The 21,536-nt window shown below is 63.3% G+C and carries 18 protein-coding genes; 15 read left to right on the top strand and 3 right to left on the bottom strand.

Annotation, left to right across the window (positions count from 1 at the left end):
• The first annotated feature begins 14 nt into the window (after positions 1-14).
• Positions 15-209: a hypothetical protein gene (locus FJ954_RS07650; protein ID WP_140660965.1), complete on the top strand. Its 195-nt coding sequence runs from the start codon at positions 15-17 to the stop codon at positions 207-209.
• Here the strand turns inward: FJ954_RS07650 and FJ954_RS07655 are convergent.
• Positions 197-2,005: an NAD(P)/FAD-dependent oxidoreductase gene (locus FJ954_RS07655; RefSeq protein WP_140660966.1), complete on the bottom strand. Its 1,809-nt coding sequence runs from the start codon at positions 2,003-2,005 to the stop codon at positions 197-199. The two genes, FJ954_RS07650 and FJ954_RS07655, sit on opposite strands and share 13 nt — an antisense overlap.
• A gap of 445 nt (positions 2,006-2,450) precedes the next feature.
• Here FJ954_RS07655 and FJ954_RS07665 point away from each other — a divergent pair, with 445 nt between their 5' ends.
• From FJ954_RS07665 to FJ954_RS07705, 9 genes are all read left to right on the top strand, one after another.
• A complete protein-coding gene (locus FJ954_RS07665; RefSeq protein WP_140660967.1) occupies positions 2,451-4,247 on the top strand; it encodes an acetolactate synthase 3 large subunit in 1,797 nt (598 codons plus the stop codon).
• Between the two features lie 78 nt (positions 4,248-4,325).
• Positions 4,326-4,901 (top strand): acetolactate synthase small subunit, encoded by a 576-nt coding sequence (gene ilvN / locus FJ954_RS07670; RefSeq protein ID WP_013894763.1) that lies wholly within the window; start codon positions 4,326-4,328, stop codon positions 4,899-4,901.
• A gap of 364 nt (positions 4,902-5,265) precedes the next feature.
• Positions 5,266-5,862: a LysE family transporter gene (locus FJ954_RS07675; protein ID WP_015317294.1), complete on the top strand. Its 597-nt coding sequence runs from the start codon at positions 5,266-5,268 to the stop codon at positions 5,860-5,862.
• Between the two features lie 235 nt (positions 5,863-6,097).
• Entirely contained in the window at positions 6,098-7,360 is a 1,263-nt protein-coding gene (locus FJ954_RS07680; protein ID WP_140615751.1) for an efflux RND transporter periplasmic adaptor subunit, read from the top strand.
• Complete coding sequence (locus FJ954_RS07685; protein WP_140660968.1) at positions 7,357-10,518, top strand: efflux RND transporter permease subunit; 3,162 nt, start codon at positions 7,357-7,359, stop codon at positions 10,516-10,518. The genes FJ954_RS07680 and FJ954_RS07685 overlap by 4 nt, the downstream gene beginning before the upstream one ends.
• Before the next feature lie 78 nt (positions 10,519-10,596).
• Positions 10,597-11,202 (top strand): nitrile hydratase subunit alpha, encoded by a 606-nt coding sequence (gene nthA, locus FJ954_RS07690; RefSeq protein ID WP_015317297.1) that lies wholly within the window; start codon positions 10,597-10,599, stop codon positions 11,200-11,202.
• Positions 11,199-11,858: a nitrile hydratase subunit beta gene (gene nthB / locus FJ954_RS07695; protein WP_140615756.1), complete on the top strand. Its 660-nt coding sequence runs from the start codon at positions 11,199-11,201 to the stop codon at positions 11,856-11,858. Before nthA ends, nthB begins: the two co-directional genes overlap by 4 nt.
• On the top strand, positions 11,845-12,210 hold the full coding sequence (locus tag FJ954_RS07700; RefSeq protein ID WP_015317299.1) for a nitrile hydratase accessory protein: 366 nt from the start codon (positions 11,845-11,847) through the stop codon (positions 12,208-12,210). The genes nthB and FJ954_RS07700 overlap by 14 nt, the downstream gene beginning before the upstream one ends.
• A 126-nt stretch (positions 12,211-12,336) precedes the next feature.
• Positions 12,337-13,464: an ATP-dependent RecD-like DNA helicase gene (locus FJ954_RS07705; RefSeq protein WP_140660969.1), complete on the top strand. Its 1,128-nt coding sequence runs from the start codon at positions 12,337-12,339 to the stop codon at positions 13,462-13,464.
• Between the two features lie 30 nt (positions 13,465-13,494).
• Here the strand turns inward: FJ954_RS07705 and FJ954_RS07710 are convergent, their stop codons facing one another.
• Complete coding sequence (locus FJ954_RS07710) at positions 13,495-13,923, bottom strand: STAS/SEC14 domain-containing protein (RefSeq protein WP_015317301.1); 429 nt, start codon at positions 13,921-13,923, stop codon at positions 13,495-13,497.
• A 160-nt stretch (positions 13,924-14,083) separates the two neighbouring features.
• On the opposite strand from FJ954_RS07710, the gene FJ954_RS07715 reads away from it, so the two are divergent.
• From FJ954_RS07715 to FJ954_RS07730, 4 genes are all read left to right on the top strand, one after another.
• Positions 14,084-14,824, top strand: coding sequence for a pyridoxine 5'-phosphate synthase (locus FJ954_RS07715; protein ID WP_140661190.1), 741 nt, complete (start codon positions 14,084-14,086; stop codon positions 14,822-14,824).
• 96 nt (positions 14,825-14,920) lie between these two features.
• Positions 14,921-16,834, top strand: a complete 1,914-nt coding sequence (locus tag FJ954_RS07720; RefSeq protein ID WP_015317303.1) for a potassium transporter Kup — start codon at positions 14,921-14,923, stop codon at positions 16,832-16,834.
• 191 nt (positions 16,835-17,025) lie between these two features.
• Positions 17,026-18,945, top strand: a complete 1,920-nt coding sequence (locus FJ954_RS07725) for a potassium transporter Kup (RefSeq protein ID WP_140660970.1) — start codon at positions 17,026-17,028, stop codon at positions 18,943-18,945.
• Positions 18,946-18,981: 36 nt separating this feature from the next.
• Positions 18,982-20,022, top strand: a complete 1,041-nt coding sequence (locus FJ954_RS07730) for an aldehyde reductase (protein ID WP_140660971.1) — start codon at positions 18,982-18,984, stop codon at positions 20,020-20,022.
• Between the two features lie 34 nt (positions 20,023-20,056).
• Here FJ954_RS07730 and FJ954_RS07735 read toward each other — a convergent pair whose 3' ends face one another.
• Positions 20,057-20,947 carry an SDR family oxidoreductase gene (locus FJ954_RS07735; RefSeq protein ID WP_140660972.1) on the bottom strand — a complete coding sequence of 297 codons (891 nt, stop codon included), beginning with the start codon at positions 20,945-20,947 and terminating at the stop codon, positions 20,057-20,059.
• Between the two features lie 135 nt (positions 20,948-21,082).
• Between FJ954_RS07735 and FJ954_RS07740 the strand changes: the two genes are divergently transcribed.
• Complete coding sequence (locus FJ954_RS07740; protein WP_015317307.1) at positions 21,083-21,493, top strand: helix-turn-helix domain-containing protein; 411 nt, start codon at positions 21,083-21,085, stop codon at positions 21,491-21,493.
• The last annotated feature ends 43 nt before the right edge of the window (positions 21,494-21,536 follow it).

The raw sequence follows: 21,536 nt of genomic DNA on the forward strand, positions 1-21,536 counted from the left end.
AGGAGGAGACAGCCATGTGCTTCTGCTTCGACCGCGAAAGCGCGGTGGCGGCATACCGGCCCTGCCGCGAGCGTTTGGCTGACGAGGGCGTTTTCACGCCATCGCCGACCAGCCCCAGCGGCGAACTCGCCGTTGCCGCCTTGTTCGATGTCGCCGACGCGGGACAGGTTCACCGTGTCGATGCAGGAGAAGCTGACTATCCCTTGTGATGGACCTGCTGCAGCCCGTAGACTGGTGTCGGCAAGCCAACCTGCCGGGCTTTGAGCTGCAGCGCCAGATATTGCGAATAGTGGCGTGACTGATGGAGGTTGCCGCCATGGAACCACAGCGCCTCCTGCTGGGTCGGCTTCCACATGTTGCGCTGCTCGCCTTCCCAGGGGCCGGGATCCTTGGCGGTGTTGGAGCCAAGGCCCCAGACCTTGCCGACCTTGTCGGCCACCTCCTGCGAGATGAGGTCCGCCGCCCATCCGTTCATCGAGCCGTAGCCTGTGGCGTAGATCACGAGATCGGCCGGCAATTCGGTGCCATCGGCGAATTTGACGCCGGTTTGCGTCAATTCCCGCACCGCCGCACCTGGTCCGCTCTTGAGCTTGATCGAGCCGTCTATGACCAGGTCGCAGGCGCCGACATCGATGTAGTAGCCCGAACCCCGGCGCAGATATTTCATGAACAGGCCTGAGCCGTCATCGCCCCAGTCGAGCAGGAAGCCGGCCTTCTCAAGGTCCGCGTAGAACTTCGCGTCGCGTTCCTTCATCTGCTGGTAAAGCGGGATCTGGAACTCGTGCAGGATGCGATAGGGCAGGGAGGCGAAGATCAGGTCGGCCTTGCGCGTCGTCATGCCGTTCTCCACCGCCTGCTCGGAATAGAGTGCGCTGAGCCCGATATCCATCAACGTGTCGGACTTGACGATATGGGTGGAGGAGCGCTGCACCATGGTCACGTCCGCGCCTCCCTCCCAGAGAGCCGCGCAGATGTCGTGGGCGGAGTTGTTGGAGCCGATGACCACGACCTTCTTGCCGCGATATTTGTCGGGGCCGGGATGGGTCGAGGAATGCTGCTGCTCGCCCTTGAAGATGTCCTGGCCCTTGTATTTCGGCCAGTTCGCCTTGCCGGACATGCCCGTGGCCAGCACCAACTGCTTGGGCTTGAGGACGATCTCTTCGCCGTCTCGCTCGACCACGACGGTCCATTCCTTGGCCGTCTCGTCGTATTTCGCGGATTTAGCGGAGGTGGAGGACCAGTAGTTCAGCTCCATCACCTTCGTGTACATCTCCAGCCAGTCGCCGATCTTGTCCTTCGGGGCGAAGACCGGCCAGTTCTTGGGGAAGTCGATATAAGGCAGATGGTCGTACCAGACCGGATCGTGCAGGCAGAGCGACTTGTAGCGCTTGCGCCAGGAATCGCCGGGACGCTCGTTCTTCTCAATGATGATGGCCGATACGCCGAGCTGGCGCAGGCGCGCGCCGAGCGCAATGCCGCCCTGGCCACCGCCGATGATCACGACATAAGGCTGCTTGCCGCGGCCGAGTTCGGCGATCTCGTCATCACGCTCCTCGCGCCAGGATTTCCTGTCCTTGCCGTGACCGTGCTTGGCGCCGAGCGGCCGATTGAAACCGGCCTTCTCCTCATGGCCCTTGAGTTCGGCCATGGTGGTGAGCAAGGTCCAGATCAGGTCGCCCTTGAACCGCACCAGGCCGAAGCCGCGCGCCACCTCGGTCTCGAAGGTGATCCAGGCGGTGGTGACGCCGTCCGCTTCGGTCGCCTCCTCGCCTTCGGCCACCCTCCAGTCGCTCGGCCGGGTTCCAGCCAGCGTCGCTTTCAGCATGTCGCGGACCTGCTCCTGGCCCTCCATCGTCCGGAGATTCCAGGTGAAGGTGACGAGGTCGCGCCAGTAGCAATCCGCCTGGAAACAGTTGACCGCCGCGTCGATGTCGCCGGTCTCCAGCGCCTTGCCAAGCTTGTCGAGCAGGGCCTGCGCCTTCGTGGTGGGTGTTCTCTCGAGCATGGTTTCTCCTCCGGTTGTCGGTTTCCAAGAACGCCTGTTCAGGCTTCCACTGGAACAGCAAGCGGCCGGCCAGGACCTCCCTGCCTGGGGATGGGACTCCCATTCGCCGGCAACGCGTCTCCTCCCAGGCACGTCGTCAGCCCGGCATAGTGGTGCGTCGATGGGATGGGCTCAACTGTACTATGGTAGCGCGCGGCGGAGCCGATCTCACGGCTGAGTGAATTCGTGCGGTACCCCATTGACGACCCCGCGACTTCGCCTTTATGGTCTGCCACCATGAAAACGGCACTCATTCTCGTAGGAAGGCGCGTGGGCAAGGCGGTGTAACCGCCGGGCGAAAACCCCCCATGCGCAGACACAGGCTCCCTCGGGGGCCTTTTTTATTGCCTGAAACACGACTAAACGACCAGCAACGCCCAATGGCGGACAGTACGGGACCAGACCGATGAGCAATGGACAGAACGAGCGGCGCGAGATGGCAGGTAGGGAAATGACCGGCGCCGAAATGGTGGTGCAGGCGCTGAAGGACAATGGCGTCAAGCATGTCTTCGGTTATCCCGGCGGCGCCGTTCTCCCGATCTATGACGAGATCTTCCAGCAGGACGAGGTCGAGCACATCCTCGTGCGGCACGAGCAGGGCGCCGGCCATGCGGCAGAGGGATATGCGCGGTCGACCGGCAAGGCCGGCGTCATGCTGGTGACATCGGGTCCCGGCGCCACCAATGCGGTGACGCCGCTGCAGGATGCGCTGATGGATTCGATCCCGCTGGTCTGCCTGACCGGTCAGGTGCCGACCTCGCTCATCGGCTCCGACGCGTTCCAGGAATGCGACACGGTCGGCATTACGCGGCCCTGCACCAAGCACAACTGGCTGGTGAAGGACGTCAACGAACTCGCCGCGACCATCCACGAGGCGTTCCATGTCGCGACGACCGGCCGTCCCGGTCCGGTCGTGGTCGACATCCCGAAGGACGTGCAGTTCGCCAAGGGCTTTTATGTGCCGCCGCAGATCGCGCCGCGCACCAGCTACCAGCCCAAGGTCCAGGGCGACCTGGAGAAGATCAAGGCGGCGGTCGAACTGATGGCCGGCGCCAGGAAACCGGTGATCTATTCGGGCGGCGGTGTCATCAATTCCGGCCCTGAAGCGAGCCATCTCTTGCGCGAACTGGTCGACCTCACCGGGTTCCCGGTCACCTCGACGCTGATGGGGCTCGGCGCCTACCCGGCGTCTGGCAAGAACTGGCTCGGCATGCTCGGCATGCACGGCACCTACGAAGCCAACATGGCCATGCATGACTGCGACGTCATGCTCTGCATCGGCGCGCGCTTCGACGACCGTATCACCGGCAGGCTGAGTGCGTTCTCGCCGAACTCGCGCAAGATCCACATCGATATCGATCCGTCCTCCATCAACAAGAACGTCCACACCGAAGTGCCCATCATCGGCGATGTCGGGCGCGTGCTGGAAGACATGGTGCGGCTGTGGCGGGCAACCGCAAAGGCCGACAAGAAGGCGCTCTACCCCTGGTGGGAGCAGATCGCCAAATGGCGCGGGCGCGATTCCCTCGCCTTCAAGATGAACAACGACGTGATCATGCCGCAATACGCCATCCAGCGGCTCTACGAGCTGACCAAGGACATGGATACCTACATCACCACCGAGGTCGGCCAGCACCAGATGTGGGCGGCGCAGCATTATCATTTCGAGAAGCCGAACCGCTGGATGACCTCTGGCGGGCTGGGCACGATGGGCTACGGCCTGCCGGCCGCGCTCGGCGTGCAGATCGCGCATCCCGACGCGCTGGTCGTCGACATTGCCGGCGATGCTTCGGTGCAGATGACCATGCAGGAGATGAGCGCCGCCGTGCAGCACGACGCGCCGATCAAGATCTTCATCCTCAACAACCAGTATATGGGCATGGTGCGCCAGTGGCAGCAGCTGCTGCACGGCAACCGGTTGTCGCATTCCTACACCGAAGCGATGCCCGACTTCGTCAAGCTGGCCGAGGCCTATGGCGGCCATGGCATTCGCTGCGACAAGCCAGACGAACTGGACGACGCGATCAAGGAGATGATCTCGGTCAGGAAACCGGTGCTGTTCGACTGCCGCGTGGCGACGCTCGCCAACTGCTTCCCGATGATCCCGTCTGGCAAGGCGCATAACGAGATGCTGTTGCCGGACGAGGCCACCGACGAGGTAGTGGCCAATGCAATCGACGCCAAGGGCAGGGAACTGGTGTAGACGACGGACCGGGGCAGGGCTTGTCAAGATAAGCCGTGCGGAAACAGATAGTTAGATCAAGAATTTGAGATTCATGTCATGAACGCACAGCACCTTCAACCCACCGGTTCCGCCTACTTCATCGCCAAGGAAACGGAACGGCCGGAAAACCACACGCTTTCCGTGCTGGTCGATAACGAACCGGGCGTGCTTGCCCGGGTCATCGGCCTGTTTTCCGGGCGTGGCTACAACATCGAGAGCCTGACCGTCTCGGAAACCGAGCATGAAAAACACCTGTCGCGAATCACCATCGTGACGCGCGGCACGCCGCATGTGCTGGAGCAGATCAAGCATCAGCTCGAGCGCATCGTGCCGGTGCATCGCGTGGTCGATCTCACCGTGCGTTCGCACGAGTTCGGACAGGAGCGGCCGCTGGAACGGGAACTGGCGCTGGTCAAGGTTGCCGGCACCGGCGAGGCCCGGGTCGAGGCGCTCAGGCTCGCCGACGCGTTCCGCGCCAGCGTCATCGACGCCAACACCGAGCATTTCATCTTCGAGATCACCGGCAAGGGCTCCAAGCTCGACCAGTTCATCGCCATCATGAAGCCGCTCGGCCTGGTCGAGATCTGCCGCACCGGCGTGGCAGCCATGAACCGCGGCCCGCAGGGGATGTAGCAGTCATACGAAATTAAAGTTCAGCAATCACGGTCGGGCGAGGCGATCCGAAAAGCGAACTGAGACTTGGTGGCGCATGACCCCACGACAAGATCTGGTGATACATGTGATGATGTACGCACTGATCGCATACTCGATCTGGGTGCTTGCCCACGGCTGGGTGACGATGACAGTCCCAGCCTTACGAGGCAATGAATGGGTTGCCCTCCAACCAGATTCTGGGACCTGATCTTCTTCCACGCGGGGTCCAGACGCGCCGCTGGCCGTACAGGCGGATCACTGCGGCGCGCATTGGACCACTCGAATGACGTTGCGTCCGGCGCCCGGTCGATTTAAGTCAGTATTGCTGACCTTTGGAGCCGTCATGACCCTCGACGCCTTCCTTGCCCTGCTGCTCTACGCCCTGGTGACCTCGGTCACGCCGGGCCCGAACAACTTTATGCTGCTGGCGTCGGGCGTGAATTTCGGCATCGTGCGGACTATCCCGCATATGCTCGGCATCAGCATCGGATTTCTCGTCCTTTTGCTTGCCGTCGGCTTCGGGCTTGGGGCGGTGCTGACCGCGTTCCCCGCGCTGCACACCGGGCTTAAGATCGCCGGCGCCGTCTATCTGCTCTATCTCGCCTGGAAGATTGCCATGTCGCGCTCGCTCAGCGGCAAGGGCGAGACGGATGCGCGGCCGATGCGATTCATCGATGCCGCGGCCTTCCAGTGGGTCAACCCCAAGGCTTGGGTGATGGCAATCACCGCGATGGCCGTCTATACCAATCCCGAACGGCCATTCTTGTCCGTCATTCTGATCGGCGTGGCTTTCACTGTGGTCAATCTTCCCAGTGTCTCGGTCTGGGCCGGATTCGGCACGGCACTACGCGGCTTCCTGTCCGACCCGGTGCGGTTGAAATGGTTCAACATCGCCATGGGCGTGCTGCTGGCGGCGACGCTTTGGCCGATGCTGCGCTAGATAAGGCTGCCCTCTCGGAGGCCATTTTTCGGAGCCCATCCGGCTTCCGGCTTTGAGGATAGCCGGCTGCACAGCTATTGTGCAGTGCACATTAAATCTTCGTAATGCCGTGTTTTGGCCCTTTTCCGACAAACCCGCGTCCTATCTATTCGGCGAAATCGCGGCAGTGAGCCGGGAATTGCGCTAGAATACGACCACCTGGCTATGGCGTGTCGGACGGAGAGGTCTTTTGTCGATGCGTGGAAAAGTCATGCTTTCATTGCTGGCGGTCGCCTGTGTCGGCGCGGCCTGGCTCTATCTGTCGCCGGACGCGCTGAACAAGGCTCAGCAGTTCCTCGGCGCAAAGCAGGTCGCCGCGACAGACAAGCCAGCGACCGAAAAGCCGGCGGCGGGGGACAAGGCGGCGGGTGGCGGCAACGGTGCCCGTTCGGCCTCGATCGTTTCGGCGACGGCGACGACCGCGGATTTCCCGATCCGCCGCTATGCCATTGGCTTCGTCTCCTCTCCGGCCGTGGTCAACATCAACGCGCGCGTCTCCAGCCAGATCGTGTCGATCGACGTCAAGGACGGGCAGATGGTGAAGGCGGGCGACCTCCTGTTCTCGCTCGACGATCGGGCGCTGAAGGCGCAACTCGCCAAGGATCAGGCAGCGCTTGCCAAGGACCAGGCGCTGCTTGCCAGCTCGAACTCCGACCTTCAGCGCGCCAAGGACCTTGTCGCCAAGCAGGCCGGTACGCAGCAGACCTACGACCAGGCCGTTGCCGCGCAGAAGGCGGCGGCGGCGACCGTCGATGCCGACAAGGCGACGATCGACGCCGACAATGTCCAGCTTGGCTTTGCCACCATCACCGCGCCGATCGCCGGCAGGCTGGGTGCCGTGAATGTCGCCGTCGGCGACCTCGTCACCGTCAGCAACGGGAACAGCAGCACGGCGACGCCACTGGTAACCATCACCCAGATGGACCCGCTGCAGGTCAACTTCAATCTGCCGGAAAGCAACCTTGCGCTGCTTCACAAGGCGCTTGCCAATCCACAGCAGAACGCGGTGACGTTGATCCAGAACGGCGACCCGACGCCGATCGGCAAGGGTACGCTCGATTTCGTCGATTCCAGCGTCGACACCGCATCGGGCACGATCGCGACGCGGGCAAGCATTCCGAATGCCGATCTTTCCCTTTGGCCGGGCCAGTATGTGAATGTCGTGCTCGACGCCGGCATCATGCCGCGGATGACCTCGGTTCCGACCGTGGCGGTGCAGCCCAGCCAGAAGGGGCCGTTCGTGTACGTGGTCAAGCCGGACAGCACTGTCGAGATGCGGCCGGTGCAGGTGGCGCTGACCGAAGGCGCAAACAGCGCCATCAGTCAGGGGCTGAAAAGCGGCGAGAAGGTCGTCACCGAGGGCCAGACAAGGCTGAAGAACGGCGCCGCGGTGCATGAAGGCAAGGCGGCCGCGCCGAAGGTTGCCGAGGCGACCAACGCCGGCGAGGCGGCCCAATGATCTCCGAATTCTGTATCCGCAGGCCGGTCGCCACCCTTCTGATGTCGTTCGCCCTCGTGCTGGGCGGACTGTTCGCCTACAAATTCCTGCCGGTGGCGGCACTGCCGAGCGCCGAATTCCCGGTCGTCAACGTCTCGGCCTCGCTGCCCGGCGCTTCGCCCGAAACCATGGCCACGTCGGTGGCGACGCCGCTGATCAAGCAGTTCGCGACCATCGCCGGCATCGATTCCATTTCGACCACCAACTCGCTCGGCCAGACCTCGATCGCCATCCAGTTCGTGCTCAACCGCAACATCGACGCGGCCGCCGCCGACGTCCAGGCGGCGATCGCGCGCACGCAGAAATCGCTACCGCCGCAGATGACGGCGCCGCCAAGCTACCGCAAGGTCAATCCGGCCGATGCGCCGATCCTCTTGATGTCGCTGGTCAGCGACACGGTGCCGCTGACCGACCTCGATGCCTTCGCCGAAAACGTCATCTCGCCGTCGCTGTCGACCATCGACGGCGTCGCGCAGGTCTCGATCTTCGGCCAGCAGAAATACGCGGTGCGCATCCAGATCGATCCGACCGCGCTTGCCGCGCGCGGCATCTCGATCGATCAGCTGCAGGCGGCGGTCGCGTCCGCCAACAGCAACACGCCGCTCGGCGTTCTGCAAAACAACAAGCAGCAGCTCACCATCACCGCCAACACGCAGCTTACCGACGCGGCCGGTTTCTCAAACCTCATCATCGCCACCAAGAACGGCCACCCGGTGCGGCTGGGCGAGGTGACCCGTGTCGTCGATTCGGTGCAGACCACCACAACCGCAAGCTGGTATGACGGTACCCGCGCGATCATCATGGCGGTGCAGCGCCAGCCGGACGCCAACACGGTCGACGTCGTCGACAAGGTCAAGGCGATGCTGCCGTCCTTCCAGGACCAGATGCCGGCCGCAGCCCAGATCAAGCTGCTCAACGACCGCTCGAGCTCGATCCGCCAGGCGGTCGACGACGTGCAGTTCACGCTGCTTTTGACCATCGCGCTGGTGGTGATGGTGATCTTCGTGTTCCTGCGTCGCGTCACGGCGACCATCATCCCGGCCGTGGCGGTGCCGATCTCGCTGATCGCCACGCTCGGCGCGATGTTCCTGTTCGGCTTTTCCATCGACAACATATCGCTGATGGGCCTGACGCTCGCCGTCGGCCTTGTCGTCGACGATGCCATCGTGATGCTCGAAAACATCTTCCGCCATATGGAAGAGGATGGGCTGTCGGCCTTCGACGCGTCGCTGAAGGGCGCGCGCGAAATCGGTTTCACCATCATCTCGATCTCGATCTCGCTGGTGGCGGTGTTCATCCCGGTGCTTCTGATGGGTGGCGTGATCGGGCGCATCTTCAACGAGTTCGCCGTCGTGGTGACCGTCGCCATCCTGGCCTCCATGTTCGTGTCGCTGACGCTGACGCCGATGTTGTGCTCGCGGCTGCTGTCGGTGACCAAGGCCGACCGCGAGGCACATGGTGCTGGCCACAAGCGCGATTTCCTCACGCGCGGCTACGATCGGATTCTGAGCTTCTGCCTGCGGCACACCTTCCTGGTGTTCCTCGTCTTCGTCGGCACCGCGGCAGCCTCGGTGTGGCTGATCGAGGTTTCGCCGAAGGGTTTCTTCCCGCAAGAAGATATCGGCCAGATTTCGGTGACCACCATCGCGCGCCAGGACATTTCGTTCGACGCCATGGCCAAGCTGCAAGGGCAGGTGGCCAGCGTGTTCTCGAAGTCACCCTATGTCGACCATGTGGCGTGGTCGGCGGGCAGCGGTAACAATGCGCTGAACCAGGGACAGCTCTTCGTCCAGCTCAAGGGCAAGGACCAGCGTCCCGATATCGAGAAGGTGCTTGCGGATCTGCGCAAGCAACTGGCCGGCGTGGCGGGCATCGAGACCTACATGCAGCCGGTGCAGAATCTGCGGCTCGGCTCGCGCTCGTCGGCCAGTGCCTACCAGCTTGTGGTTCAGGGCCTCGATACCGGCCTGACGGATCAGTGGGCGCAGAAACTGAATGACGCGATGGCGGCCGACCACACGACCTTCACCGACGTCACCAGCGACCTGCAGAACAACGCCTTGCAGGCGACGCTGGTGGTGGACCGCGACAAGGCCGCCCAACTCGGTATCGACACCGACACGCTGCGCTCGGCTCTTTATGGTGGGTTCGGCACCGACCAGGTTTCAACGATCTTCGGCTCGGCCGACAGTTACGAAGTCATCGCCGAACTCGATCCCAAGATCGAATGGTCGCCGGAGCGGATGCTTGCCATCCAGATGCGGACGGCGAGCGGCAGCCTGGTGCCGCTCGGCGCCTTCGCCAGGGTCGATCGCACGGCCGGAGCCTTGACGGTCAACCAGCTCGGCCAGCTTCCGGCGGTGACGATCTCCTACAACCTGCCGCAGGGCGTGGCGCTGGGCGACAGTGTGAAACGCATCGACGCGCTGAAAGAGCAGATCGGCATGCCGACGGCGATCTCCACGACCTTCGCCGGCACCGCCAAGACCTTCCAGGATTCGCTTGCCAACCAGGGCCTGCTGGTCGGCGGCGCCATCCTGACCATCTATATCGTGCTCGGCATTCTGTATGAGAGCTTCATCCACCCGCTGACGATTCTGACCGGCCTGCCGTCGGCTGTGCTCGGGGCGGTTGTCGCCTTGCGCTTCGCCGGCATGGATCTGTCCGTCATCGCGGTGATCGGCATCCTGATGCTCATCGGCATCGTCAAGAAGAACGGCATCATGATGGTCGACGTCGCGCTTGAACTGCGACGAGAGGGCATGTCGGCCACCGATTCCATCCACAAAGCCTGCCTGATGCGGTTCAGGCCGATCATGATGACGACGCTGGCGGCACTGATGGGCACGTTCCCGATCGCGCTCGGCACCGGCGCCAGCGCGGAACTGCGCCAGCCGCTGGGCGTTGCCGTCGTCGGCGGCCTGCTCGCCTCGCAGGCGCTGACCCTGTTCGTGACACCGGTGATCTACGTCTACATGGAGAATTTCTCGGGCTGGCTGGTCGGACTCATGCCGAAGCGCAAGGCCGAGTTGCACCTGGTCGAAGAGGGCGACCAGCCCTCGCTATTCGGCACCAATGACGACATCCCCGGTGAGCCGCAGAAGACCGCCGCCGAGTAGCAGGTCGCCACGCACCCAGTTCCGCTGGCCCAAGCCGTGATACTTGCGGCCGGCGGATCGGAACTTTAGTTTGCCGTCATGTCCCACGATCATGACCACGACAACGAACTCGATCCGTTTGCCGCGCGTGTGCGCGCGCTGGAAACCATCCTGACCCGCAAGGGGCTGATCGATCCGGCTGCGATCGACGTCATCGTCGATACCTACGAGACGAAGATCGGTCCGCGCAACGGCGCCCGGGTGGTGGCCAAGGCCTGGAGCGATCCCGCTTTTGCCGCGTGGCTGAGGCGCGACGCGACGGCGGCGATCGAATCGCTGAGCTATACCGGTCGGCAAGGCGAGCATATGCAGGCGGTGTTCAACACCGGGAATACCCACAACCTCGTCGTCTGCACATTGTGCTCCTGTTATCCGTGGTCGGTGCTTGGCCTGCCGCCGGTGTGGTACAAGGCGCCGCCCTACAGGTCGCGCGCGGTGATCGATCCGCGCGGCGTGCTCGAGGAGTTCGGGCTGGTGCTGCCGGCCGGGACGAAGATACGCGTCTGGGATTCGACAGCGGAACTGCGCTATCTCGTCGTGCCGATGCGACCGGAGGGAACCGAAGGCTGGAGCGAGGAGCGGCTGGCCGAGCTGGTGAGCCGCGATGCCATGATCGGCACGGCTCTGGCGAGTCACCCGGCATGAACGGGCCGCAGGATCTCGGCGGACAGATGGGTTTCGGGCCGGTCGCGCCCGAACGAGACGAGCCGTATTTCCATGCCGACTGGGAGAGGCGGGCGCTCGGCTTGACGCTCTGCGCCGGCGGCATGGGCGCCTGGAACATCGACGAGAGCCGGCACGCACGGGAATCGCTGCATCCGGCCGATTATTATGGCTCCAGCTACTATCAGATATGGATCAAGGCGCTTGAGATCTTGCTCAAGCGGCATGGTTTCGTCAGCGAGCGCGACCTCGGGGCGGGCGAGGCGATCGATCCGGCGGCGACACCCAAAAGAGTGCTGAAGGCGGAAAACGTTCCCGCTGTGCTGGCCAAGGGCGGTCCTTGCGATCGGCCGGTGGAGACAGCGCCACGCTTCAAGGCCGGGGATTCTGTGCGGACGAAAAACTTCAACCCCACCGGCCATACCAGGCTGCCGCGCTATGCGCGCGACAAGCAGGGCACCATCGAGGCGGTGCGCGACGGCTTCGTCTTTCCCGACAGCAACGCGCATGGGCAGGGCGAGAATCCGCAATGGGTCTATACCGTGGTTTTCGATGGCACGGAAATCTGGGGCGAGGGCGCCGACCCGACACTGACCGTCTCGATCGACGCCTGGGAGAGCTATCTTGAGCCGGCCTGAAGCGAAGGGATCCGCCGCCAGTTTGCCCGCCGGCTTCGACGCACCGGTGTTCGCCGAGCCATGGCAGGCCGAAGCCTTCGCCATGACTGTGGCACTGCACGACAAGGGCCTGTTTTCGTGGAACGAATGGGCGGATGCCCTGTCAGCCGAGGTGAAGAAGCCGGATGCCGCGGCGGACGGCCATGACTATTACGAGCATTGGCTGGCGGCGCTGGAAGGGCTGCTCGCCTCCAAGGGGCTGGCTGCCAAGCCGGACGTCGATGCGATGGCGCGGGCCTGGGAGCGCGCCGCGCACGCCACGCCACACGGCAAGCCGATCCTGCTGGAGAACGATCCGCACGCTGCCAACTGAATTTTCGTTCCCTTTACGTTCTTGCTTGCGGCTGATAGCCTGAACAGCAGGGAAGTTCGCCACCGGCGTGTCGATGGTGGTGGCGGCGATCTTGTGTTTGCCTCGCGAATCCGGTCACACGATCAGATGGAATTTTCACCCCAACAAGATGAGGCGCTGCAAGCGGTCGCCCGCTGGCTGAAGACCGGCACGCCGCAGCTGTTCCGGCTGTTTGGCTATGCCGGCACCGGCAAGACGACGCTGGCGCGCTATTTCGCCGAACATGTCGACGGCCAGGTGCAGTTCGCAGCCTTCACCGGCAAGGCCGCCCAGGTGCTGCGCTCCAAGGGCGCGGTCAACGCCCGCACCATCCATTCGCTGATCTACCGGCCCAAGGGCGAGGAATCGGTGGCCGACGAGGTCACCGGCAAGACCTCGATGTCGCCAACCTTCTCACTCAACCGGCAGAGCCCGATCTCGCGCGCCAAACTGGTCGTCATCGACGAGTGCTCGATGGTCGACGAGCAGCTTGGCCGTGACCTGATGAGTTTCGGCACGCCGATCCTGGTGCTGGGCGACCCCGGCCAGTTGCCGCCGATCTCGGGTGGCGGCTTCTTCACCGACCATGAGCCAGACTTCCTGCTGACCGAGATCCACCGGCAGGCGCGCGACAATCCGATCCTGCGGCTGGCGCTCGATGTGCGCGAGGGCCGCGAATTCATGCGCGGCGACTACGGCACCGCGAAGGTGATCGGCAAGGAAGACGTCAATCAGGAACTGGTGCTGAGGGCGGACCAGGTGCTGGTCGGCACCAACCGCACGCGGCGGCGCTACAACCAGCGCCTGCGCGAGCTCAAGGGCTTCAATGCCGATTTTCCGCAAGCCGGCGACAAGCTGGTGTGCCTGCGTAACGATCCCGCCAAGGGCTTGCTCAACGGCTCGCTGTGGAAGGTGATGACCTCGTCGCGCGAGACGGTCAAGCCCGGGATCAATCTTCTGGTTTCGCCCGAGGAGGACGATCCGGATCGCGGCGTCGCGAAAATCAAGTTGCTGAAGGCGGCGTTCGAGGATCCGGACGCCGAAATCCCTTGGCAGCAGAAGAAGCGCTTCGACGATTTCGACTATGGCTATGCGCTGACGGTGCACAAGGCGCAGGGCTCGCAGTGGAACGAGATCGTGCTGTTCGACGAGAGCTGGGCCTTCAAGGAAACGCGCCAGCGCTGGCTTTACACAGCTATCACCCGGGCCGCCGAACGCCTGACCATCGTCAGGTAGAAAGCTCGGCGGGTAGCCGGGAGAACCATTTCATCCTCTTTCTGGAGCGGCGGTCGCCTCCTCACTCGTCGGCCTCGCGCCGAGCCATTCCCAGGCAGCGGCTTCGTCCTCGATCTTGAAATGCCTGAATTCGACGGGCGAGGAAGCCGGCAAGGCGTGTCGTGCGTTCGGCGTCCAGTCAGGGGCGCCGATCGCCGCGCAACGGCCAATATGTTCCAATGCATGGACGGCACCCTTCTTGATGGTCTCGTCCGAGATGTCGGCCCAGTCGACGCCCTCGTGATCGACTATGCGCACGGCCACGTCGATTTTCTGATGGAGCAAATAGGCCGCCTCCAGCAGGCCGAACAGGTTTTCGGCATCGGCGGCCGAGACATGGCCGACCACATCAATGGCAAAGAGGTCGTCGCGGCTGGTCTCGATGCGTCGGATCGCCGGCACGGATTGGAGGAAATTCAAGGTGGTGCCTCCCTTTCGTGGAGTATGTTGGTCTTCTGGAACACCGGAAAGGCCCTATCTGTTCCCGTCAAAGACGCTATAGATGCGCCGTCTCAAATGCGCCGTGCCGGAACGAATGAGCGTGGCGCGCCTCGATCGCCTGTTTCACGGACGCCAAACCATGCCCGCCAAGCTTTCCGTCAACCTCAACGCCATCGCCATGCTGCGCAACCGGCGCGACCTGCCGTGGCCCGATGTGATCGGTGTCGGCCGCCTCGCCCTTGCCGCCGGAGCGCATGGGCTGACGGTGCATCCGCGGCCCGACGAACGTCACACACGGCATTCCGACCTGCCCGAGATCAGGGCGCTGATCGATGACGAGTTCCCGCGGGCGGAATTCAACATCGAGGGCTACCCGAGCGAGGATTTCCTGGCGCTGGTGGAGAAGCATCAGCCCGAACAGGTGACGCTTGTGCCCGACGATCCCTCCCAGGCAACCTCCGACCATGGCTGGAACTTCATCGCCGATGCCGCGTTGCTGACGCCGATCGTCAGACGTCTGAAGAAGGGTGGTTTCAGGGTCTCGCTGTTTTCCGATGCCGATCCCGCCGGCATGGCGGCCGCGCGCGACACGGGCGCCGATCGTATCGAACTCTATACCGGTCCTTATGGCAGCTACCATTCCGATTCGGGTAAGGCGGCCAAAGAACTGGAAAGATTGGGCAAAACCGCTGACGCGGCATTTGCCGCCGGTCTCCAGGTCAATGCCGGGCACGATCTGACGGTGGCCAATCTGCCCGCGCTGGCCAGGCGCATTCCGGCACTGGCCGAAGTGTCGATCGGACATGGGTTGACAGCCGACGCGTTGGAGTATGGCATGGCCGGAACGGTGGGTCGCTTCCTCAGGGCCTGCGGCTGGTAGGGGGTAGTGCTTCGTATTGGTATGGCAGCCATCGCGTGCATTTGATATCGTATCGCAGCATGCATAAAGCACCGCGCGCTTATCGGAGAGTGGTCGATGGCCCTTGCCAATAGCGGGAGCGAAGCTGAAACCGTCGAGCAATCGAGCCATGCCGGGGTCGAGCAGCACAGCACCAAGGTTCTCATGCTGGGCGCACTCGGCGTTGTCTATGGCGACATAGGCACAAGTCCGATCTACGCCTTTCGCGAGGCGCTTCACGCTTCGCCCGGCATCGATACGCGCGTTCACGTGCTTGGCGTGCTGTCGCTGATCGTCTGGGCGCTGACGATCATCGTGACCGTCAAATACGTTGCCTTCGTGCTTCGTGCCGACAACAAGGGCGAAGGCGGCACGCTGTCGCTGATGTCATTGGCACGCAGCGCCTATCCCAAAGGCGCTCGACTGATTCTGGTGATCGGTCTTTGCGGCGCGGCGCTGTTTTTCGGCGATTCGATCATAACGCCGGCCATCTCGGTGCTGTCGGCGGTCGAAGGCCTCACCGTGGTGACCCCAACGCTCGACGCCTATGTCGTGCCGATCACGCTGGTCATCCTTGCCATCCTGTTCTCCGTGCAACGCTTCGGCACGGGAAAGGTGGCGGCGGTGTTCGGGCCGGTGACGGCACTGTGGTTCCTGGCCATCGGCGTTGCCGGCATCTATCACTTGATGGACGATCCATCGATCCTGCTTGCCATCAATCCCTATTACGCGGTCATTTATCTGGCCAGCACACCGACCGCCGCCTTTGTCACCGTCGGCGCCGTGTTCCTGGCGGTAACCGGGGCCGAGGCGCTTTATGTCGATCTCGGCCATTTCGGACGCAAGCCGATCGTGCTGGCATGGTTTTCCGTGGTTTTCCCCTGCCTGCTGCTCAACTATTTCGGGCAGGGCGCCTTTGTGCTCGCCAATGACGGAAAACCGACCAATCCGTTCTTCCAGATGCTGCCTGACTGGGCACTGATGCCGATGGTGGGACTTGCAACGGCCGCGACTGTCATTGCCAGCCAGGCGGTCATTTCAGGAGCTTTTTCGCTGACCCGCCAGGCGGTGCAGCTCAATCTTCTGCCGCGCATCGAGGTGCAGCACACCTCGGAAATGCAGTCCGGGCAGATCTACATGCCGCGCGTCAACCTGCTCATAGCAATGGGTGTGATGCTGCTGGTGGTCGGTTTCGGCAGTTCGAGTTCGCTGGCGTCCGCCTACGGCATCTCGGTGACCGGCGAAATGCTGATGACGACGATCCTGCTGTTCGTGGTGATGCGCAAGATGTGGAAATGGAAGCTGGCGCTCGCCCTGGCGCTGACCTTGCTGTTCGGCGTCATCGACAGCGGCTTCTTCCTGGCCAATGTCGTGAAGATCGTGGAAGGCGGCTGGGTCTCGATCACCGTTGCCTGCCTGATGGGACTGATCATGTGGACGTGGATACGCGGCACCCGCTATCTCTTCGACAAGACCCGCCGCAACGAAATCCCGCTCGATTTCCTCGCCGGCAATCTGCTGAAGAAGAAGCCGCAGCTGGTGTCCGGCACCGCGGTGTTCCTGACCAGCGATCCCTTGAGCGCGCCGACCGCCCTGATGCACAGCCTCAAGCACTACAAGGTGCTGCACGAGCAGAACGTCATCCTTTCGGTGGTGACCGCGCCGCAGCCCGTCGTGCCCGACAGCGAGCGTGTCAAGATGGAGACGGTCAACGAGTTGTTCATGCGGGTGACGCTGACCTTCGGCTACATGGAACAGCCCAACATTCCGCGCGCGCTGGCGATCTGCCGCAAGCAGGGCTGGAAGTTCGACATCATGACGACGTCGTTCTTCCTGTCGCGGCGGTCGCTGAAAGCCTCGCCCAATTCAGGCATGCCGGTGTGGCAGGACCGGCTGTTCATCGGCCTGGCGCGCTCGGCGGCCGACGCGACGGAGTATTTCCAGATCCCGACCGGCCGCGTCGTTGAAATCGGCACGCAGGTCGCCATTTAACAGACGTGCTCGCCGGCCCGCAGGTTTTGCCATGGGTCCGGACATGAGGCCGCGAATGTCGCATTGACCGGCTTCGCTCGAAGTCGCCCACAAGAAGCCGCGCGCTGCCAACATGAGTGCCATAACGTTACGGCACTTGATATTGCAGTGCAGCAAGCGTAGAGCACCGCGCGTTTATCGGAGTGTCGTACATGGCCCTTGCCAGTGCTGGTAGTGAGGCAGAACCCGTCGACCAATCGAGCCATCCCGAAATCGAACAGCACAGCACCAAGGTGTTGATGCTGGGCGCGCTCGGCGTGGTCTATGGCGATATCGGCACCAGCCCGATCTATGCGTTCCGCGAGGCGCTGGTCGCGTCGTCGGGCGGGCAAGTTGCCGACCGTGGCGACATTCTTGGCGTTTTGTCGCTGATCATCTGGTCGCTGACGATCATCGTCACCATCAAATACATCATGTTCGTGCTGCGTGCCGACAATCGCGGCGAGGGCGGCGTGCTGTCGCTGATGGCGCTGGCGCGCGGCAGTTTTCCAAAGCGTTCGGCGCTGATGCTCGGCATCGGCATCGTCGGCGCCTCGCTGTTTTTCGGCGACGCCGTCATCACGCCGGCGATTTCGGTGCTGTCGGCGGTCGAGGGCATGAATGTCGTCACCCCCACCTTCCAGCCCTATGTCGTGCCACTGACGCTGGTCATCCTCGCCATGGTGTTCGCGGTTCAGCGTTTCGGCACCGGCGGCGTCGGTCTGGTCTTCGGCCCGGTGACCGCGATCTGGTTCCTGGCCATCGGCCTTTCCGGTCTCAAGCACATCATCGCAGATCCGGAGATCCTGTGGGCGGTCAGCCCGCACTATATCGTCGCCTTCCTGATCCATTCGCCCGATGTGGCTTTCGTCACCATCGGCGCCATCTTCCTTGCCGTCACCGGCGCGGAGGCGCTTTACGCCGATCTCGGCCATTTCGGCCGCAAACCCATCGTGCTCGCCTGGCTCTCGATCGTGTTCCCCTGCCTGCTGTTGAATTATGCCGGGCAGGGCGCCTTCGTGCTGGCGAAGAACGGCGTGGTCGGCCATCCGTTCTTCGAAATGAACGAGGGTTGGGCACTGATCCCGATGGTGGTGCTGGCGACGGCGGCGACGGTCATTGCCAGCCAGGCGGTCATTTCAGGGGCTTTTTCGCTGACCCGCCAGGCGGTGCAGCTCAACATGCTGCCCAGGCTCCAAATCCTGCACACGTCGGAAAAGCAGTCCGGCCAGATCTACATGCCGCGCGTCAACCTGCTGCTGGCGCTGGTGGTGATGATGCTGGTGGTCGGCTTCGGCGAGTCCAGCAAGCTGGCCTCCGCCTACGGCATCTCGGTGACCGGCAACATGCTGGTGACGACGGTGCTGCTCTATGTGGTTATGACCCGTATCTGGAAGTGGAAGCTGTCGGTGGCGGTCCCGCTGACCGTGCTGTTCGCTTTCATCGATGTCGGCTTCTTCGCCTCCAACATCGTCAAGGTGTTCGAAGGCGGCTGGGCGTCGCTGGTGGTGGCCTTCACCATCGTGCTGGGCATGTGGACCTGGGTGCGTGGCAGCCGCTATCTCTTCGACAAGACCCGCCGCAACGAAATCCCGCTCGATTTCCTCGCCGGCAATCTGCTGAAGAAGAAACCGCAGCTGGTGTCCGGCACCGCGGTGTTCCTGACCAGCGATCCGCTCAGCGCGCCAACCGCGCTGATGCACAGCCTCAAACACTACAAGGTGCTGCACGAGCAGAACGTCATCCTTTCGGTGGTGACCGCGCCGCAGCCCGTCGTGCCCGACAGCGAGCGTGTCAAGATGGAGACGGTCAACGAGTTGTTCATGCGGGTCACGCTGACCTTCGGCTACATGGAACAGCCCAACATTCCGCGCGCGCTGGCGATCTGCCGCAAGCAGGGCTGGAAGTTCGACATCATGACGACGTCGTTCTTCCTGTCGCGGCGGTCGCTGAAAGCCTCGCCCAATTCAGGCATGCCGGTGTGGCAGGACCGGCTGTTCATCGGCCTGGCGCGCACGGCGGCCGACGCGACCGAATATTTCCAGATCCCGACCGGGCGTGTGGTAGAAATCGGCACGCAGGTGGCGATCTGAGGAGGTCGATCGCCTCGGCCTGACGGGGAGGTGGCCATGGGCGGCGAATTGGTGCTTGTCACCGGCGGATCGGGTTTCCTCGGCGCGCACTGTATTCTTGCCCTGTTGAAGGCGGGCTATCGCGTGCGCACGACGGTGCGCGCCGCCAAGCGCGAAGCCGACGTTATCGCCATGCTCAAGGCCGGCGGCGGCGAGCCGGGCGACAGGCTTTCCTTTGCCATCGCCGACCTCATGAGCGATGCCGGCTGGCCCGACGCTGTCGCCGGCTGCGACTATGTCCTGCATGTCGCGTCACCATTTCCGCCCGGCGTGCCGAAGCATCAGGACGACCTAATCATCCCGGCTCGCGAAGGCGCATTGCGCGTGCTCAGGGCGGCGCGAGACGCTGACGTCAAACGCGTCGTGCTGACCTCGTCCTTCGCCGCCATCGGCTATGGCAAGATGCCACCCGGCGGTCGGTCTTTCACCGAGGAGAGCTGGACCGATCCGACAGCCAAGGTCAGCGCCTATGTGAAATCGAAGACGCTCGCTGAGCGCGCGGCCTGGGATTTCATCGCCGCCGAGGGTGGCAAGCTGGAGTTGGCCGTCGTCAATCCGGTCGGCATTTTCGGACCAGTGCTCGGGTCCGACCATTCGACCTCCACCGAATTTGTTCAGCGCATGATGAACGGTGCGATGCCTGGGTTGCCGCACCTGTCGTTCGGCGTGGTCGACGCGCGCGACGTGGCGGACCTGCATGTGCGCGCAATGACCAATCCCGCCGCCAGTGGCGAGCGCTTCCTGGCCGTTGCCGGCGATTTCATGACCGTGCGGGAGATCGCCCAGACGGTGAAAACGCGGCTCGGCGCGGCCGCCTCGCGGGTCACGACGCGGGAGCTTCCCGATTGGTTGGTGCGGGTGGTGGGACTGTTCAACGCGGAAGCCGCGCAACTCGTGACGGAACTCGGCAAGGTCAAGAACGCCACCAACGCCAAGGCGGTGCGCATGCTCGGCTGGGCGCCACGCTCGCGCGAGGACGCGCTGGCCGCCACCGCCGAAAGCCTGGTCCGGCTCGGGCTGGTCAAGACCCCGAAATAGCGCGGCGGGAGAAAGACTTCCCGCCGCGCTGATATCAACCCGCCAGTGCGGCCTTGTTGGCCTCGAGGAACCGCTTCAGCGGTACCGATTTCCGACCGGAAAGTGTCTCAACCGAGTCCGTTACCATGCCAAGGTCGCCGGCGCGCGTGGCGGCGTCGAAGGACACCAGGAGCCTGGCAATCGGCTCGGGAAGCCCGGCTGCCTTCATGCCTTCGGTCAGCGCTTCATCGGAGAGCTGGACGACCTGGATCGGCTTGCCTGTGACTTCGGTGACGAGCACGGCGACTTCGGCTGATGTATAGGCCTTGGGGCCAGTCAGCGTGTAAGTCGTGCTTTCGGTGTTATCCGAAGCCAGCCCCGCGGCTATGGCCGCGGCGAGGTCGTCACGCGCGCCGTAGGAAATGGCGCCGTCGGCCGCCGACGTATACCATTGGCCCGATGCGAGGATTTGCGGCATCGCCATGAACAGGTTCTCGTCGTACCAGCCGTTGCGGAAGATCGTGTAGGGAATGCCGCTGGCCTTGATCGCCTGTTCGGTGTCGTAATGATCGGGGGCAAAGAGCACGGCGGAGCCGGGTTCGGTGTTGGGCAACGAGGTGTAAAGCAGGTGGCCGACACCAGCCTGCCTGGCCGCCGCGACGGCGGCAAGCTGCTGCTCGCGCCGCTTTCCCTGGATCGCCAGCTCGTTGGTCGAAATGATGAGCGCCCGGTCGGCGCCCGCGAAGGCTTGGGCAAGCGAGGCCCGGTCGTCGAAATCGGCCTCGCGAACGGTGACGCCGCGCGCCGACAGGTCGGCAAGATTGGCGGGCGTGCGGGTCGTGGCGATGATCCGGGCCGCCGGCACCTCGAACGTGTCCAGCAGATGGTTGATGACGCTGCGGCCTAGCTGGCCGGACGCGCCGGTGACGAGAAGAGTTGCGGTCATGGGGGATCCTGACATTGCGCCGGAAGGGCGGTTCGGGCGGTGGTCTCAAAAAGAGACCAGCACTAAAATAGGAATTGACCCGGTGCCGTAAAGAAGGCAGTTTTTGGGGAGGTAGGCACACGCAGGGAACCAGCCATGGACAGCCGGACCGTCAATCTGAAATCCAAACTCGAAGTCTACAAAGCGATGACCGACGGCGGAAACATTGCCGATTGCCCGGTCCGCGATGTCATCCAGGGACTCAATGGCAAATGGAGTTCGCTGCTGACGGCGGCGCTGGCCGAGCAGCCTTATCGCTTCGGCGAGCTGCGGCGGCTGGTTCCCGATATCTCGCAGCGCATGTTGACTCAGACGCTCTACGATCTGCAGCGCGACGGCTATGTGCGCCGCGAGGTGTTTCCGACCAAGCCGCCCAGCGTCGAATACAGCCTGACCGACCTTGGGCGATCGATGTTCGACGCTTTGCAGTATCTGCTGCAGTGGGCCGAAAACAACCACGACGCAGTGCGCGGCGCGCGGACTGCCTTCGATTCGACGCAGGCTTGACCCACCGGGTAGCGCTCGGCGTCGCGACTTGATTTCATCCGGC

The sequence above is a fragment of the Mesorhizobium sp. B2-3-15 genome (assembly GCF_006442875.1).
In the GTDB taxonomy this organism is placed as follows: domain Bacteria; phylum Pseudomonadota; class Alphaproteobacteria; order Rhizobiales; family Rhizobiaceae; genus Mesorhizobium; species Mesorhizobium australicum.